Below are 15249 nucleotides of genomic sequence, written 5' to 3'. Positions count from 1 at the left end.
ATATTACCGTACCAGAGGTAACTCTCCCCATCTAGTAGTATAGGCGGGCGAAAGGTGCCCACGCCTCATGGCCCAGTGCCTTTGAGAGCCCTGGCTAGCTAAGAATATTTGCCCCTTGCCACTGTGGTTGATGGTGTCCAACACCGACATCAGCGCTTTGGCATTGGGTCGGGTAGCCACCTCATCGAACAGACTGGGTTGGTAGACGCCGGATTCATAGAAGTCCGAGAGCATCACGCCGGCCTTCATGTATCGGTAGCCGTCTCGCCAGCTGGATTTCAGCAGTCGCATGGCCACGGCAACTAAGTCGCGGGTGTCATCGGTGGGTGTAGGCAATTCTGCTGTTAGAGAAGGCATATACTGTGGCTCCTCTGGGTTAAACCGGTTGGTACGCATGAACAGGGTGATCTGCTTGGCGCAGCGCTGCTCGCCACGCAGCTTTTCGGCAGCACGGGAAGTATATTGGCAAACGGCCTCCCGCATCGCTTGGTAGGTCGTGATGCGTTGACCGAAACTACGGCTGCAGACGATCTGTTTTTTGGTCGGTGTCATATCTTCCAAATCCAAGCAGGACTCGCCGTTGAGCTCTCTCACGGTACGTTCCACAACCACCGAGTAATGGCGGCGCATCCGTTTGGGATCGGCATTGGCAAGATCTAACACGGATTCAATTCCATCGGCCTGGAGACGTTTGCACAAGCGTCGCCCGATGCCCCACACATCATCAACAGGTAACAGAGACATCAATTTTCGCTGGCGTTCCGGGCTTGTCAGATCAACCACACCTCCGGTGGCTGGATATCGTTTGGCGGCATGGTTCGCCAGTTTAGAGAGTGTTTTGGTCGGAGCGATACCGACGCACACGGTTATCCCTGTCCACTGCTGAATCTTAGAACGTACCTCAACCCCGAAAGCCTCCAGCGACATGGCATGCTTAACCCCACTCAGGTCCAAAAAGGCCTCGTCGATGGAGTACACCTCCACACGGGGCGATAGTTCCTCCAGGATGCTCATAACCCGGGCTGACATGTCCGCATAGAGCGCATAGTTACTGGAAAATGCCACAACGCCATGGCGTTTAATCAGATGCTGTATCTGAAACAGAGGTACCCCCATTTTGATGCCCAGCGCTTTCGCCTCTCGCGATCGGGCGACCACACAGCCATCGTTGTTGGAGAGCACCACGACCGGCGCGTTTTTTAGGTCAGGTCGGAACAATTTTTCACAACTGGCGTAGAAGTTGTTGCAGTCGACTAGTGCAAAAGTGCTCTTGGCCACGTCAGCTACCGGCTTTGTGTAGGTGACGAACAATGCTGGTGACTACGCCGAAAATATTCAGTTCGGATCCATCAGCAATTTCAATAGGCTGGAACAGCGGGTTACGAGGCAGGAGCTTGACCCGTGGCCGGAGGGCCAGCTCTTTCACAGTCATCTCACCATCGAGACAGGCAATGACAACATCTCCATGAGAGGCGCGTACCGAGCGGTCGACCACCAGAATATCGCCAGGGTAAATGCCGGTCTCAGTCATGGATTCACCCTCGACGCGGACAAAAAATGTTGCCGAGGGGTGCTGGATACACAGAGCGTTGAGGTCGAGCGTGTCCTCGATATAGTCCTGAGCTGGTGACGGGAATCCAGCTGAAACACGTTCGAGATACAAAGGGATCCGCAATTGGGTACTCGCTAAGTTCTCAGCGGATCCTGGCATTCCAATGATGGATATACTCATGATAATCTCTTTATTATACTGGATATATATACAGTTTTTATTGTACACATAGCGCTTTATAAGCTGCAAGCAGCGGACATGTCGGTAGGTGAAAGCCAGCAACTCGGCTCATGCCAAGGGAAAGTTTGGTTCTGACGTGGAATAGGGTAGGTTGTGCAGTGCATGCGCTTCGGTGCGCCTTGGCAACCGTTTAGCAAATCACTGTTTAAACAAGGACTGTTTTATACACACCTATGGCTTTTCGATTTCGTAACACCATCCGTCTGGCGCCAGGTATACGGCTGAACTTGGGCAAGCGTGGCATCAGTGTATCGGCGGGAGTGCGCGGTGCATCCGTAACGCTGGGCAAGAATGGGCTCTGGGGGAACGTGGGAGTGCCTGGAACAGGCATGTCGTACCGCACTCGCCTATCAGGTTCGCCCAGTCATCAGCGTCGAGCGGCGCGCACGCAGCAGCGTCAGAACGCTCAATCCCGCCTGGAATCTGATGCGCTGGCATCATTCCGGCCACAGCTGGACGAGAAAGGCCAAGTCAGTCTGGTTGGCCAGAGCGGACAACCTCTGCCCCCTGTACAGTGCCAACAGGTTTGGTCTGAATATGCTGACCGAATGGCAAGCTGGCTGGAATCCGAGATGGATTCGATCAATGGCGATATGGACCTGTTGCTGAATATCCATCACGACATCGTACCGCCGGATAGTGCTATTCCGGACTATGAGCCTGAACCTTTCACCGAGCCTGCCCCAATTAAACCTGAGCGTGAGCGCCGCCCGACACGTCCGGTCAAACCCGAACTGAAACTGCGCCTCTGGGACCGTTTCATTCCGGGGCGCCAGCAACGTTTGCTTCAGGCCCATGAGCAGGCCCACACCCAGTGGCAGTTTGATCTTGAACTGTGGAAGAACGCCTGTCTTCAGATTGATAAAACCTACGAACAACAGCACCAACAGTATGAGCAACAAGTGGCCGAATGGAATTATGCGTGGGCCGCGCATCAGCAACAGGAGGAGCAACAGGCCGACGCCTTCCACGATCAGCTTGACAAGGATCAGTCGTTAATCGTAGAGATCCTCACAGCGGAATTGAACGAGTTGGACTGGCCCCGGGAAACGGTGGTGGATTTTGATATCGATCTGAACACGCGAGCGGTCTACCTGGATGTTGACCTGCCCGAAATTGAGGACATCCCGGCACGCATGGCTCGTTATGGTGCTCGTAATCGTCGGTTGTTGATCAAACAGAAGTCAGGACGTCAGTTGCGCGAGGAGTACGCCCAGCATATCCACGGCGTTGTATTGCGTTTGACTGGTGTTGTGCTGGCGCTGATTCCGGGTGTCGAGCGGGTCGTCGTGTCAGGCTATTCCCAACGACTGGATGAGGGCACAGGGCATATTAATGATGAGTATCTGCTGTCAGTACAGGTCGATAAAAACGACTTTGCGCAGTTGAATTTTGAGCAGCTGGAGCAGGTGGACCCCATAGCAGCACTGGAGCGGTTTGATCTTCTGCGAGAGATGACCAAGACCGGGATTTTTAGACCTGTTGAGCCGATAGAGCTACTAGCCTGAATCAGCGACGATGATCATGCCTTCTTGGTAATCTGATGCTGGTACAGAGTCGATACATAGAGGAAGCATCCATGAAAATCATGACGCAAAAGGTTGTCGATGCTGTCGAAGACATGCGCTGCGATGTATGCGGTGTCAGTACATCTGGCGGAGGGGAACGACCCCCTCAATTTGGCGAGCTTCGAGCTGAATGGGGATATGGATCTCGTCATGATGGCGAACGATATGAGGTGCACTTGTGCGAAGGCTGCTTTTTCTCCGCTCTGGCAACACTGAAAGAGGAGCGGCGAGCCTGCCGAATGTTTGACGAAAATGAACAGGATGGTGAGACTGCAGAGTTTGGTCTTGTGGTTTCAGGGTGATGATGGAATAGGGGAGCATAGAGCCTTGACCCCCTTCATCTGTGTTGTGGCACACACTTTTGAGAACTTGGAATGTCTGCTGTGCGCACGATGGGGACCTTGCAACCACTTATTTACCCCACTTGCCTGGTATTAAAATAACCGATCGGTTATTAATAGCCGCTCTGAGCGTTTACAACGTTCATATTTAACCGTTCGGTTATACTTTGTTGAAAACATCAGGTTTTTCGATATTATATAACCGAACGGTTATTTTGGTGGCTATATGAAGGTTCACATCGAGAGCGTGGAAGATATCGGGACGCTGGTTCGACTCACACGAAAAACTCAGGGGCTCCGCCAAGACGATCTGGGCGCTATGGCAGGCTGCAGTCACAAATATGTAGTGGATGTCGAAAAGGGCAAACCTACGATCCAGACAGGGCTGTTGCTGGTGCTACTGGAAGAGCTGGGGATTGAAGTTACCGTTGATTTACCCGGTGATGCTGCCGACGTACTCAAGCAGCAGCTGCTATCTCAAGATACTGCTATTCCCAATCACAGGCGCGAAAAATGGCTGTCTCAGATCGAACGTTAGTGGTGTGGTCGAACCAAACCAAGGTGGGGACACTGAGGGAGCATAATAACTTATGGTCCTTTGAATACGACTCTGCGTGGAAGATGTTCGACCTGTGTCCGACGCTGCCTCGCTCGGCAGTTATCATCGAGGATGGATCGAGTAAGCGACCCATCCAGTGGTTCTTCGATAACCTGCTTCCTGAAGAAGGGGCACGGACACTGCTGGCGGCTGATGCCGATATTGATGAGGCCGATGCCTTTGGGCTGCTGGCACATTTCGGGGCAGAGTCTGCAGGTGCGCTGACCCTGTTGGGCCCTGGTGAGACCCCGGGCCAGGGAGGACGACACCCATTGTCATTTGCGGAGCTCTCGGCTCGAATTAAAGCCCTTCCTGATGTACCGTTGTCTCAGGGCGGAAGTAAGCGAATGTCACTGGCTGGCGCTCAGCACAAACTACCTATCATTTTCGACAACGGAGAGCTGTTTGAGCCTAATGCCGCTGAACCGTCTACCCATATTCTGAAACCTAACCATAGCAAGCCCGATCAGTATCCCCATAGTGCCATCAATGAGTTTGTGATGATGAAGCTGGCGCGTGCGGTCGGGCTGGTCGTGCCCGAAGTATATGTGATTCACGTACCGGAGCCAGCTTACCTGGTAGAGCGTTTCGACCGTTCACTGAAGGGTAACGGAATGCAGCGACTGCATGTCATTGACACCTGTCAGCTGTTGTCGCTGGACAGGGCATTCAAGTACACCCAATGCCTGCCTGACACGTTGACGGCCATAGTTGATCAGTGCCGAGCCAAGGCGGCGACGCGAAAAGTGTTGTTCGATTGGTTTGTGTTCTGCCTGTTGATTGGTAATACGGATAACCACCTCAAGAACCTGTCATTCTATATGTCGCCGGAAGGAGTGGTTCTGACACCACATTATGATTTGCTCAGTACGGCGGTATATGAACCTGACAATGGTTGGTTGAATGCGAGACTGGAGTGGAAAATTAGCTCAGTGAGGACACTAGGCGAGGTGAGTCCTGCCTACCTCGCAGAGCTGGGCCGTATTCTCAAGGTTCCCCCGCGTTTACAGGCGCAAACGGTCAATCGTATGGTTAAGACAGTTGCGCAGCAGCTACCTCTGATCTACGGAGAACTGCAGACAACCCCGTATCCGACAGGGGTGAGCAAAGACGGTGAGTTGCGTCTGCTGAGGCAAATCCAACATGGCGTGATTGCAGATATGGCAGCACGGCTGGCGGTCTGACTGGAGCTCAGATCTTTAAGCTCGATGAGGCTCGATGTAGTCCCTAGCTGCTTATGGACCTTCTTCCATGTCTACTGCGTTCATGTTTCTGCTAGGTCAATGAATTAATGTTACCCGTGTGCGACACTATGCGTAATCAGTACAGATGCATTGAGCCAACGATTTTACACAGGCTTGCAGAAGGAGATGGCCGGACAATGCAAGTGAGAACAGGAATTCGTGCCGCGCTGATCAAGGTTACATTGAGTGCGGCTCTTCTGGTTGGGATCCCAGCTGGAGCAATGGGGCAGGCTGAGTACCGCTTGCGTATATCCACTGAGAATACCCGAGCCCATGTCCAGACTCAGGCGATTGAGCATTTCGCCCTTGAACTGGAGCGGGTGACTGAAGGGCGTATTGATGTGGAGTTTTATCACAGTGCGCAGCTGTTTCGGGATCGCGATGTGATAGCCGCACTTTCAAGTGGCAAAGTCGAAATGGCCGTACCCGGTATGTGGCAGCTGGACCGTTATGTACCTGATGTCGGGCTGTACATGTTGCCCCTGTTTTACGGTCGTACAGCCGAGGAAAATTACCACGTTCGTGATGGTGAAATCGGCGCTTTGGTCAGCCAACGCATCGCGAGGGGTTTGGGTGTTGCCGTGCCCGGCCGTTGGTTAGATTTGGGGCATGCACATCTATATTTTACAAATGCTGATATTCAGGCTCATGAAGATCTTGCTGGCGCTAAAATCCGTATTCCAGGTGGCATCGCTAACAGGAAGCGGTTACAGGCTTTTGGAGCCGATCCGGTTGTGGTGGCTTGGCCGGACCTATCCGATGCACTTTCCCGAAATCAAATTACGGGCGTTTTGACAACGCATGAGACTATTCGCAGTGCCAAACTGTGGCGTAATGGCGTTAGCACCAGTTTTGAGGATATGGAATACTTTGCTCAATATGTGCCGATGATCAATGCTCGTTTCTGGGCTAACTTGCCGGCACCACTGCAACAGCAGGTGCGTAACTCCTGGGACCAAATTGTTGATGCACAGCGTTATGCGGCCATCAAGGCGCAACTTTCAGCGCGGAGTGCCCTCATTGAGCAGGGGATCAAAGTAACCTCTCCCAGTGCTGATACGCTGATGCGCTGGCGTAAGGTTGCCCGCCAGGAAGAGCCTGCCATGGTTCGCCAGATGGGGGTAGACCCGAGCTTGGTGACTAGAGCAGCCGCTGCACTGGGAGAATGAACATGCGTGTCCCTCCCCTTCAAGTATCACAGAAAGCAGGCAGCGAGCGCCGAGCGCTATGGCATCCAATGATTGCTGGCGCGTTGGCGTTGCTGTTTATCATGTCGGGTATGCTGGCCTGGGGGCTTTATCAGGATTACAAGTACAGTCTTGAAAGTGCAGGTGAACGGCTGCAAACCCAGTTGCGCGCCTATGCCAGTGCTCTTGATATCGCCCTCATGTCAACGGATCACGTTATGCATGATGTCAGCCAAATTCTTGAGTCCGACCCACAGTTGCTAGAGCAACAGCCGGGTCTAAGACCCCTGTTTATACGCTCGATGATGACGTCACCGTCGTTGGACAGCCTAGTGTTATACAACCAGTCGGGAGAAGGGCTGGTGAGTGTCGGGCGTGCAGAAGGTGTCCGTCAATCTTCACCCAAGTGGGTGCGCTCATCAATAGCGGTAGGCAGCCACATGGCCATGGGTATTGATAATGGACAACTGGGGCTAGCCCGACTGGTATATGGCCCTGACAGTCGTGTTATTGGCTCTCTGCTGGCCACCATTGCGCCGGAGCAAATCGAGGCTGAACTTGAAAGTGATGAGGCTTACGGTAATCAGCACCTGATGTTGCTGGATAGCCAGAACAAGTTGATGTTGGTTGCAGGTGATCATGATCAACAGAAGATGGAGGAGTTGCTGGTGGAACTGCAGCGCCATCTGACGTTGAACGAATTTTCTGCCTTCGGCACTCGCCTGGTTTTAGCTGACGAGCATCTATACGCCATTCGCCAATTGGGTCAACAGCCTGTTAGGGCGCTTGCTGTTATCAATCGTAGTGAGGCGCTTGCTGGCTGGCAGAAACGGTTGCTCATCTCTTTGCTGAGCCTAGGCTCGTTAATGCTGGTGACGCTGTTTTTTCTTAAACGCTGGCATGACAGCTTGGTGCGGGAGCGCAAGGCAGCTAACGATCTGGCTCATTTGTACCAAGCGATTGAGCAGATGCCGTCGGCCATTGCGATAACTGATCTTGAATGCCGCATTCTTTATATGAACAGGACTTATTGGTCGCGTTCGGGATATGACCGTAACCAGGTTTTGGGTGAGCAAGCGAGTATTTTTTCCTCTGCTCAGACACCCGAGAGTACTTACCTGGATTTGTGGAGCCATCTGGAGCAAGGGCGTGTTTGGGAAGGTGAATTTATTAATCGCATGAGTGATGGCCAGCAATGTGTTGAGCAGGCCATGATTACCCCCGTGAATGATGTTGGTGGGCGCACAGCCTGTTACTTCGCCATCATTACGGACATCACCGAGAAAAAGGAAAATGAAAAGCGCCTGCTGCGATACGGTGAGATTGTCGATGCATCTTCAGAGCTGATGGTAATGTTGGATCGGGACTTCAAACATCGCCAAGTGAACAGACAGTACCTTAGCTACCACAGCTGCAGTCGATCGGATGTTGAAAACCAGTCGATATGGCAGCTTTATGATGACAGCCGTATTCAACAGCTGCTTAGGCCCCGGTTGGATGCGGCGCTAAAGGGCATTGCTTTTGTATTGGAGGACTGGATTGATTTTGCTGGCATGGGAAGCCGTTATTGTCGTATTACCGGTAACCCGGTATCTGTCCCTGGCGGTCAAATAGAAAGTCTGGTATTAAATCTGGCCGATATTACTGAGCGTAAGCAGTCGGAAGATGCCTTGAGGGCCAGTGAAGAGCGCTTCCGTGCACTGGCGGATTTCTCCCCTATTGGCATTTTTGAAGCCGATTCGGAAGGTTCCACTATTTACGCCAACCGATATTTCATGGATACGGTTGGTAGCTCGCTGGCCGAGCTCAACAGCCGGGGTTGGGCCAGCATTTTACACCCAGATGACTTTAAGCCCGTACTGAGAAGTTGGAAAGCAATGACCGCTCAGCAGATGCCGGACTGGCATTACGAAGCGCGTATCATTGACCGAGACGTTGATGTTCGCTGGTTTCGCTGTGCGGCAAGACGTTACGAAAGTGTACCTGACGGGGAAACTCGTTATATCGGCATGGTGCTGGATATCACTCAGCAGGTGCAGCATCGTGAAGAACTTGAGCGCAAGAATGAGAAGCTGGAGCGCTTATCGACAACGGATGGTCTGACGGGTTTGCTCAATCGTGCCAGGATAGAATCCCTGCTAATGCATCAAATACATCTATATGAGCGCTATGGTAAGGCCTTTTCATTGATGATGCTGGATGTAGACTTCTTCAAGCAGGTTAATGATAGCTGTGGTCACGCAGTGGGTGATCAGGTCCTTCGGCAGTTGGCTGACTTAATGCAAGAGAACACACGCATTACTGATTTTCCGGGGCGCTGGGGCGGTGAAGAGTTTATGATTTTGTGCCCTAATACTGATCTTTCAGGAGCACACAAGTTGGCTGAAAACCTGCGTCATCGGATTGAGCAGATTAGGTTTCCGGTCATAGGTCAGCGTACCTGCAGTTTTGGTGTGGCTACCTTGCGTCCGGGGGATCATAAGGGTGACTTGTTGAAACGGGTTGATGATGCGCTTTATCGCGCCAAAGAAAATGGCCGAAACCAAGTCATAACCGAGCAGTCGTAATCAAACTCAGGTGTTTCCTTTAGCATAAACCCTCGTCCGTTAGGGCGGGGAGCTGCCACCTTGGATCGAGTAATGGAAGGCTGACCGCTACAGATGCTTGCGTAGGATGCGCTAGTCTGGCTCATACCCTGAGCGGACTGTGAATTTTCAACAAGGGCTGTTTTATACACACCTCGACGTTCATGTTGTTCTCCTGCTTTTCCGGTACGTATCGGTATGTCTTGAGTGTCGATCTACCCCTAAGAAAGGTGCTCGTGCCGATTGCTCAGCCTGGCGTACCGTCCTATGGGATTTAATAATGCGCTGACATTAGCAGAAGCGCACGAAGAGTTCACCCGTCTGCCAGCTGCAGTGGCAACGCCTGTAGTGAGGATTTGTCAGGCAAGCGCACCGATAAAAACAGTGCCCAACCAATAGTCATGGCGAACGAAGCCCTGCTCCTGTAAGCTTGGCATCATAACGGCCCCTGTTCTGAAGGTCGTTTCATTGTACACCCGCCCATATCATCCGGGCCGTCTTTTATAACCAAGAGAAAACTGCATGAGTTTTGCCTCACTGGGGCTGTCCGCTCCATTGCTTAAAGCTGTTGCCGAGCAACAGTACAGCACCCCTTCACCCATTCAGCAGCAAGCAATACCCGCCGTTCTGGCTGGCCGCGATGTTATGGCTGCCGCGCAAACCGGAACAGGCAAAACTGCCGGTTTCACGTTGCCGATTCTAGAGCTGCTGAGCCAGGGTACCCCGGTAAAGGGTAATCGCGTACGAGTACTTATTCTGACACCGACGCGTGAGCTTGCTGCTCAGGTTGCAGAGAGTGTAGCCACTTACAGCAAATACATGAAGCTTAAGTCTGCTGTCGTGTTTGGTGGCGTCAAGATTAACCCGCAGATGATGCAGCTCAGAGGCGGGGTCGATGTTCTAGTAGCGACGCCTGGTCGTTTGCTCGATCTGTATCAGCAGAATGCGGTCCGTTTTGATAGCCTTGAGACCTTGGTGCTGGATGAAGCCGATCGCATGCTGGATATGGGCTTCATTAACGATATCCGCAAGATTATCAAGGTGCTGCCGGCGAAACGACAGAACTTGATGTTCTCAGCAACATTCTCGGATCAGATTCGTACGCTTGCTAAAGGCATCATCAACGACCCCGTCGAAGTATCGGTTACACCGGGCAACAGCACAGCCACGACGGTGACGCAGTATGTTTATCCGGTTGATAAGAACCAGAAGCCCAAGCTACTGCTCAAGCTGATCGAGCAGGGCGAATGGCAGCAGGTCCTGGTCTTCACCAAGACCAAGCACGGTGCCAACAAGCTGACCCGTTTCCTGGATGAGGCGGGCGTTAAGGCTGCCGCCATTCATGGCAACAAGAGCCAGGGCGCACGTACTCGTGCACTTGCAGATTTCAAGTCGGGGCAGATTCGAGCGCTGGTAGCCACGGATATTGCTGCACGCGGTCTTGATATCGACCAGCTCCCTCAGGTTGTGAACTTTGAGCTACCGAATGTTTCCGAGGATTATGTCCACCGGATCGGGCGTACCGGTCGCGCAGGTGCTACGGGGCAGGCTGTTTCATTGGTATGTGCTGATGAGAGTGACTTCCTGTTCGCGATCGAGCGCATGACTCGGCAGGCTATTGAACGACGCCTCATAGAAGGCTTTGAGCCTACGCATCCGCTACCGGAAGCATCGGCCAGATCGGGCGCTCATAAGCGCAAGCCGCACCATAAGCATCAGGCTGCACCTAAGCGGGAGCATCAGGATGGTCAGCGTGCGCCGGCAGCCAAAAAGCCGTTTCGCCGCCGTGCTCCACGCCCGTCAGGCGCTGCGCCTAAATAACAGACACAAAAAAAGCGATCCTGGGATCGCTTTTTTTCGCTCGACTCTGTTAAATATTACAGAGCAACGATGTTCTCAGCCTGAGGACCTTTCTGGCCCTGAGTTACTGTGAACTCAACTTTCTGGCCTTCAGCCAAAGTTTTGAAGCCTGAACCAGTGATGGCACTGAAGTGAGCGAAAACGTCCGGGCCGTTTTCCTGCTCGATGAAGCCGAAGCCTTTAGTTTCGTTGAACCATTTTACAGTGCCGGTAGTAGTAGGCATGCTATCTTTCCTATAATTCAAATATTTTCGGACAGGTGTCCGAGATAAAATGCTCTAAAAGTGATGCTATCTACTTGATTGGATCAGTACGCGTTGCTCGACTAGTCGAAAACTGTGCTGATGCCGGTAAATATCTTCTTAACTTTTTAAAGCGTCTTTCATTCTATAGCGTTGTAAAGCAGTGTCAATAATTTTTAAACACTGCCATCTGTACTAAAATTACATAATACGTGCGTAGTATTATTAATACGAATACGCCTTTATTACCCCTGTTAACGACTCCACACACTGAATGAATTGCCAATTAATTGAACCGTGGTAGCATGCGTTTTTTGCCTTCAATCACGCTAACGATACCCATATCCAATGACCAAAAAATCCTCTTTTTCCGAGCAGCTTCAGGACCTGGACAGACCACCGCGCATAGCCGTGATTGGTGCGATGGATCAGGAAATCGAGCTGCTGAAAAACAGCCTGGGTGCCTTGCGGGCACAAAACCTGTCTGGATTTGAATTCTATCTAGGCACCTTGCATGGTGTTGAAATCATTCTGCTCAAGTCGGGTATCGGTAAGGTGAATGCAGCGATCGGCACCACGCTTCTGCTGCAGACATTCACGCCTGACTGCGTCATCAACACAGGCTCCGCCGGCGGTTTTGATAGCGCATTGAATGTCGGTGATGTCGTCATCTCTGATGAGGTCCGCCATCATGATGTCGATGTCACCGTGTTTGGTTATGAGCCGGGGCAGGTGCCGGGATTGCCGCCCGCGTTCACTGCCGATCCGCTGTTGGCTCGCATGGCCGAAGAGTGCATTGCGCAGCTTCCACACACCAACACCGTCAGAGGGTTGATTGCAACTGGCGATAGCTTCATGAGCTGCCCGGAACGCGTTGCACGCACCCGGGTCCTGTTTCCTGCCATGCAGGCGGTCGAGATGGAAGCCGCCGCTATTGCGCAAACCTGCCACCAGTTCAAAACACCTTTTATCGTGATTCGCGCGCTATCTGATATTGCAGGCAAAGAGTCAAACCTGTCATTTGAGCAGTTTTTGGAAACTGCGGCTGAGCACTCCGCGCAGATGGTCATGGCCATCGTCAAGCGCATAGCCGATGCCTCACCTGAAGCATTAGATAAATAACATAATAAACTGTTCTTAAAGGAATAAGCATGATCAAGTCCTTCCATCCGCCACTGAGAACCTTAATGGGGCCCGGCCCTTCAGATGTCCATCCGCGTGTTCTTTCCGCAATGGCCAGGCCAACTATAGGTCACCTCGATCCTGCTTTTATCGGGATGATGGATGAGATCAAGCACCTGTTGCAGTACGCCTTGCGCACGGAAAATCCGCTAACTCTGCCGGTATCGGCTCCTGGATCGGCAGGGATGGAGGCTTGCTTCGTCAATCTCGTAGAGCCAGGCGACAAGATTATTGTGTGCCAGAACGGCGTGTTCGGCGGACGCATGAAGGAAAACGTCGAACGCTTCGGTGGCGTTGCGTTGATGGTTGAAGATGCCTGGGGTACAGCGGTCAGTGTCGACAAGGTGCGTCACATCATGCAGCAACACGATGACATCAAGGCACTGGCATTTGTACATGCCGAAACCTCGACCGGTGTTTGCTCGGACGCACGCGCACTCTGCCGCCTGGCACGTGACTACGGGTGCTTGAGCATCGTTGATGCCGTGACCTCCCTGGGTGGTATCGAGCTGGATGTCGATCAGTGGGGCATTGATGCATTGTATTCGGGGACGCAGAAATGCTTGTCAGCCCCGCCCGGAATTTCGCCAGTGACATTCAGTGAGCGTGCGCTGATAAAGATTAGCCAGCGACAGACTCGCGTCCCCAGCTGGTTCCTGGACAAGAATCTGGTTATGGGGTACTGGGGCGGCGGTGCAAAACGCGCGTACCATCACACGGCTCCGGTCAATGCACTGTACGGCCTGCACGAAGCACTGGTCATGTTGCAGGATGAAGGGCTTGAGCAGGCGTGGCAGCGTCACGCTCTGCATCATCGCGCACTGCGTGACGGGCTTGAGGCTATGGGCTTGCAGATGGCGGTAGCTGCCGATGTGCGTCTGCCGCAGCTCAACTCGGTTACGATCCCTGAGGGTATAGACGATCCGCGTCTGCGCAATGCGCTGCTGGAGCGTTACGGCTTGGAAATAGGAGCGGGACTGGGCGTCCTGGCCGGAAAGGTTTGGCGCATCGGCCTGATGGGTAGCAGCTGTACTCAGCGACATGTCATGCTGTGCCTGGATGCGCTGGAGAATACATTGCTGGAACTGGATGGTGATATTCATGGCGGGCGCGCCGCAGCGGCGGCAAGGGCTGTATATGCTGAAACGGAGCATTAACTAACGCGATAAATCAGGAGACGGTCATGGCAAAGATTGCTTTCATCGGCTTGGGCGTTATGGGGTATCCCATGGCAGGGCATGTGGCTCGAGCAGGTCATCATGTCTGTGTGTATAACAGGACATCCGCTAAAGCCGAACGCTGGGCTCAGGAGTATGCCGGTACCACGGCAGAGACACCTGCAGCCGCTGCGCATGATGCGGATTTTGTTTTTACCTGTGTCGGCAACGATGCTGACTTGCTGTCAGTGACCACAGGGGATTCAGGTGCGTTGGCAGGGATGAAGTCGGGCAGCCTTCTGATCGACCATACCACTGCATCCGCTGACGCTGCACGCACGCTTGATGCGCTTGCCAAGGCCAAGGGTGTCGGTTTTCTGGATGCGCCTGTTTCCGGTGGCCAGGCCGGTGCTGAAGGAGGAGTGCTCAGTATTATGGTCGGAGGCGCTGATGCCGACTATTCTCGCGCCTCCCCTGTACTTGAGGCTTATGCCCGCTCGCAGCGCTTGCTGGGTCCGGTTGGTAGCGGTCAATTGGCCAAAATGGTCAACCAGATAGCAATAGCGGGACTTGTTCAGGGCTTGGCTGAAGCAGTGCATTTTGTTCAGCAGGCCGGACTTGATGGTGAAGCCGTATTTGATGTTATACAACACGGGGCGGCTGGCTCATGGCAGATGATCAACCGTCACCAAAGCATGCTGAAGGGTGAGTATGACTTCGGTTTTGCCGTTGATTGGATGCGTAAAGATCTACAGATTGCTCTGAATGAGGCGCGTAATAATGGTGCCCGCCTGCCGGTTACCGCGTTAGTGGATCAGTTCTATGCCGATATTCAGGCCGCAGATGGTGGGCGCCTGGACACCTCCAGCCTATTAAAAAGGCTTGAGAAAGGGGGGTAAAGCTCCGATAATGCTGCGTTTTGCATGCCCCAACTCGAATGATTACAACTGAGGTATATTTATGTTTGATATCGACAAGTACAGCATGATGTCTTTTGCGCCCAGTATCATGATTGTCGCATCCATGCTGGTGATCACTTTCTTTGGTGTCCGCTTCATGAAGCGCGAAATCAGCAAAGATGCCGCCAAAGCGCAGCAGAAGTAAGTTTGCAGGTGCCTGAGGCATCTCCGGCACCAACAATATCCCGCGCTTAAGGAGTCTCCATGACCGTTAACAGCCGCTCCAGACCTGATCCCGTCGCCCCGCGCGGGGAGAAAGAACGCCACCCGCTTCTTTCTGATAACGATATCAATACCATTCTGGTGAATGGCGCACAAATATCACTCAGCAAACTCCGACGCGCGCGTTCATTTGATGCTCGCCTCTATTATTACGCGGAGATTGGTGTGTACCTGGAAGTGTCCTTGTCCCGCGGCGCCGGTATCCTCGACACCACCCGTGAGCAACTGGAGCGCATTCATACTGCAGCCACCCATTTGCACATGGACGCCAACAAAACACTAAATGCCGTTGGCTGATCATCAAAAGCGCGT

Annotated in this window: 15 protein-coding genes and 1 pseudogene; 13 read left to right on the top strand and 3 right to left on the bottom strand. The window is 52.8% G+C overall.

All coding sequences use genetic code 11. The features are described 5' to 3' along the window. Nucleotides 1-3 precede the first annotated feature (3 nt). Entirely contained in the window at nt 4-1278 is a 1275-nt protein-coding gene (gene umuC, locus CLV44_RS10835; RefSeq protein ID WP_106592132.1) for a translesion error-prone DNA polymerase V subunit UmuC, read from the bottom strand. A gap of 1 nt (nt 1279) precedes the next feature. Further along, complete coding sequence (gene umuD, locus CLV44_RS10830; protein WP_106592156.1) at nt 1280-1732, bottom strand: translesion error-prone DNA polymerase V autoproteolytic subunit; 453 nt, start codon at nt 1730-1732, stop codon at nt 1280-1282. Nucleotides 1733-1965: 233 nt separating this feature from the next. Between umuD and CLV44_RS17730 the strand changes: the two are divergent. The 8 genes and pseudogenes from CLV44_RS17730 to CLV44_RS10795 form a co-directional block, all read left to right on the top strand. Further along, a pseudogene (locus CLV44_RS17730) lies at nt 1966-2121 on the top strand (DUF4236 domain-containing protein); the annotation flags it as partial. Further along, nucleotides 2122-3300 carry a hypothetical protein gene (locus tag CLV44_RS10825; RefSeq protein WP_245912669.1) on the top strand — a complete coding sequence of 393 codons (1179 nt, stop codon included), beginning with the start codon at nt 2122-2124 and terminating at the stop codon, nt 3298-3300. Nucleotides 3301-3371: 71 nt separating this feature from the next. Then, a complete protein-coding gene (locus CLV44_RS10820; RefSeq protein ID WP_106592130.1) occupies nt 3372-3662 on the top strand; it encodes a hypothetical protein in 291 nt (96 codons plus the stop codon). A gap of 265 nt (nt 3663-3927) precedes the next feature. Continuing rightward, nucleotides 3928-4239 (top strand): helix-turn-helix domain-containing protein, encoded by a 312-nt coding sequence (locus CLV44_RS10815; protein ID WP_106592129.1) that lies wholly within the window; start codon nt 3928-3930, stop codon nt 4237-4239. Beyond that, nucleotides 4215-5483 (top strand): HipA domain-containing protein, encoded by a 1269-nt coding sequence (locus CLV44_RS10810; protein ID WP_106592128.1) that lies wholly within the window; start codon nt 4215-4217, stop codon nt 5481-5483. The genes CLV44_RS10815 and CLV44_RS10810 overlap by 25 nt, the downstream gene beginning before the upstream one ends. A 197-nt stretch (nt 5484-5680) precedes the next feature. Beyond that, the gene (dctP, locus tag CLV44_RS10805; protein ID WP_106592127.1) at nt 5681-6712 is read left to right on the top strand and encodes a TRAP transporter substrate-binding protein DctP; all 1032 of its coding nucleotides are present in this window, start codon (nt 5681-5683) and stop codon (nt 6710-6712) included. A 2-nt stretch (nt 6713-6714) separates the two neighbouring features. Next, nucleotides 6715-9297, top strand: coding sequence for a sensor domain-containing diguanylate cyclase (locus CLV44_RS10800; protein WP_245912668.1), 2583 nt, complete (start codon nt 6715-6717; stop codon nt 9295-9297). Between the two features lie 540 nt (nt 9298-9837). Next, complete coding sequence (locus CLV44_RS10795) at nt 9838-11136, top strand: DEAD/DEAH box helicase (protein WP_106592125.1); 1299 nt, start codon at nt 9838-9840, stop codon at nt 11134-11136. 56 nt (nt 11137-11192) lie between these two features. Here the strand turns inward: CLV44_RS10795 and CLV44_RS10790 are convergent, their stop codons facing one another. Then, nucleotides 11193-11399: a cold-shock protein gene (locus CLV44_RS10790; protein ID WP_106592124.1), complete on the bottom strand. Its 207-nt coding sequence runs from the start codon at nt 11397-11399 to the stop codon at nt 11193-11195. A 366-nt stretch (nt 11400-11765) separates the two neighbouring features. Here CLV44_RS10790 and mtnN point away from each other — a divergent pair, with 366 nt between their 5' ends. From mtnN to CLV44_RS10770, 5 genes are all read left to right on the top strand, one after another. Beyond that, the gene (gene mtnN / locus CLV44_RS10785; RefSeq protein ID WP_106592123.1) at nt 11766-12539 is read left to right on the top strand and encodes a 5'-methylthioadenosine/S-adenosylhomocysteine nucleosidase; all 774 of its coding nucleotides are present in this window, start codon (nt 11766-11768) and stop codon (nt 12537-12539) included. 29 nt (nt 12540-12568) lie between these two features. Continuing rightward, the gene (locus tag CLV44_RS10780; protein ID WP_106592122.1) at nt 12569-13756 is read left to right on the top strand and encodes a pyridoxal-phosphate-dependent aminotransferase family protein; all 1188 of its coding nucleotides are present in this window, start codon (nt 12569-12571) and stop codon (nt 13754-13756) included. An 8-nt stretch (nt 13757-13764) separates the two neighbouring features. Then, nucleotides 13765-14655: an NAD(P)-dependent oxidoreductase gene (locus CLV44_RS10775; RefSeq protein ID WP_281257826.1), complete on the top strand. Its 891-nt coding sequence runs from the start codon at nt 13765-13767 to the stop codon at nt 14653-14655. A gap of 61 nt (nt 14656-14716) precedes the next feature. Then, complete coding sequence (locus CLV44_RS17340; RefSeq protein WP_170069325.1) at nt 14717-14860, top strand: hypothetical protein; 144 nt, start codon at nt 14717-14719, stop codon at nt 14858-14860. Between the two features lie 59 nt (nt 14861-14919). Further along, nucleotides 14920-15234: an excinuclease ABC subunit C gene (locus CLV44_RS10770; RefSeq protein WP_106592120.1), complete on the top strand. Its 315-nt coding sequence runs from the start codon at nt 14920-14922 to the stop codon at nt 15232-15234. Nucleotides 15235-15249 lie beyond the last annotated feature (15 nt).

This window comes from Marinobacterium halophilum (assembly GCF_003014615.1).
Lineage (GTDB): Bacteria > Pseudomonadota > Gammaproteobacteria > Pseudomonadales > Balneatricaceae > Marinobacterium > Marinobacterium halophilum.
The sequence above is the reverse complement of the archived record's forward strand: the minus strand, read 5'-3'. Positions and strand labels throughout refer to the sequence as shown.

Coding starts and splice junctions, on each gene's coding strand:
- CLV44_RS10790 (WP_106592124.1), bottom strand. CDS start 11,399: ATGCCTACTACTACCGGCACTGTAAAATGGTTCAACGAAACTAAAGGC.
- umuD (WP_106592156.1), bottom strand. CDS start 1,732: ATGAGTATATCCATCATTGGAATGCCAGGATCCGCTGAGAACTTAGCG.
- CLV44_RS10820 (WP_106592130.1), top strand. CDS start 3,372: ATGAAAATCATGACGCAAAAGGTTGTCGATGCTGTCGAAGACATGCGC.
- CLV44_RS10770 (WP_106592120.1), top strand. CDS start 14,920: ATGACCGTTAACAGCCGCTCCAGACCTGATCCCGTCGCCCCGCGCGGG.
- mtnN (WP_106592123.1), top strand. CDS start 11,766: ATGACCAAAAAATCCTCTTTTTCCGAGCAGCTTCAGGACCTGGACAGA.
- CLV44_RS10780 (WP_106592122.1), top strand. CDS start 12,569: ATGATCAAGTCCTTCCATCCGCCACTGAGAACCTTAATGGGGCCCGGC.
- CLV44_RS17340 (WP_170069325.1), top strand. CDS start 14,717: ATGTTTGATATCGACAAGTACAGCATGATGTCTTTTGCGCCCAGTATC.
- CLV44_RS10815 (WP_106592129.1), top strand. CDS start 3,928: ATGAAGGTTCACATCGAGAGCGTGGAAGATATCGGGACGCTGGTTCGA.
- CLV44_RS10800 (WP_245912668.1), top strand. CDS start 6,715: ATGCGTGTCCCTCCCCTTCAAGTATCACAGAAAGCAGGCAGCGAGCGC.
- dctP (WP_106592127.1), top strand. CDS start 5,681: ATGCAAGTGAGAACAGGAATTCGTGCCGCGCTGATCAAGGTTACATTG.
- CLV44_RS10825 (WP_245912669.1), top strand. CDS start 2,122: ATGTCGTACCGCACTCGCCTATCAGGTTCGCCCAGTCATCAGCGTCGA.
- CLV44_RS10795 (WP_106592125.1), top strand. CDS start 9,838: ATGAGTTTTGCCTCACTGGGGCTGTCCGCTCCATTGCTTAAAGCTGTT.
- CLV44_RS10810 (WP_106592128.1), top strand. CDS start 4,215: ATGGCTGTCTCAGATCGAACGTTAGTGGTGTGGTCGAACCAAACCAAG.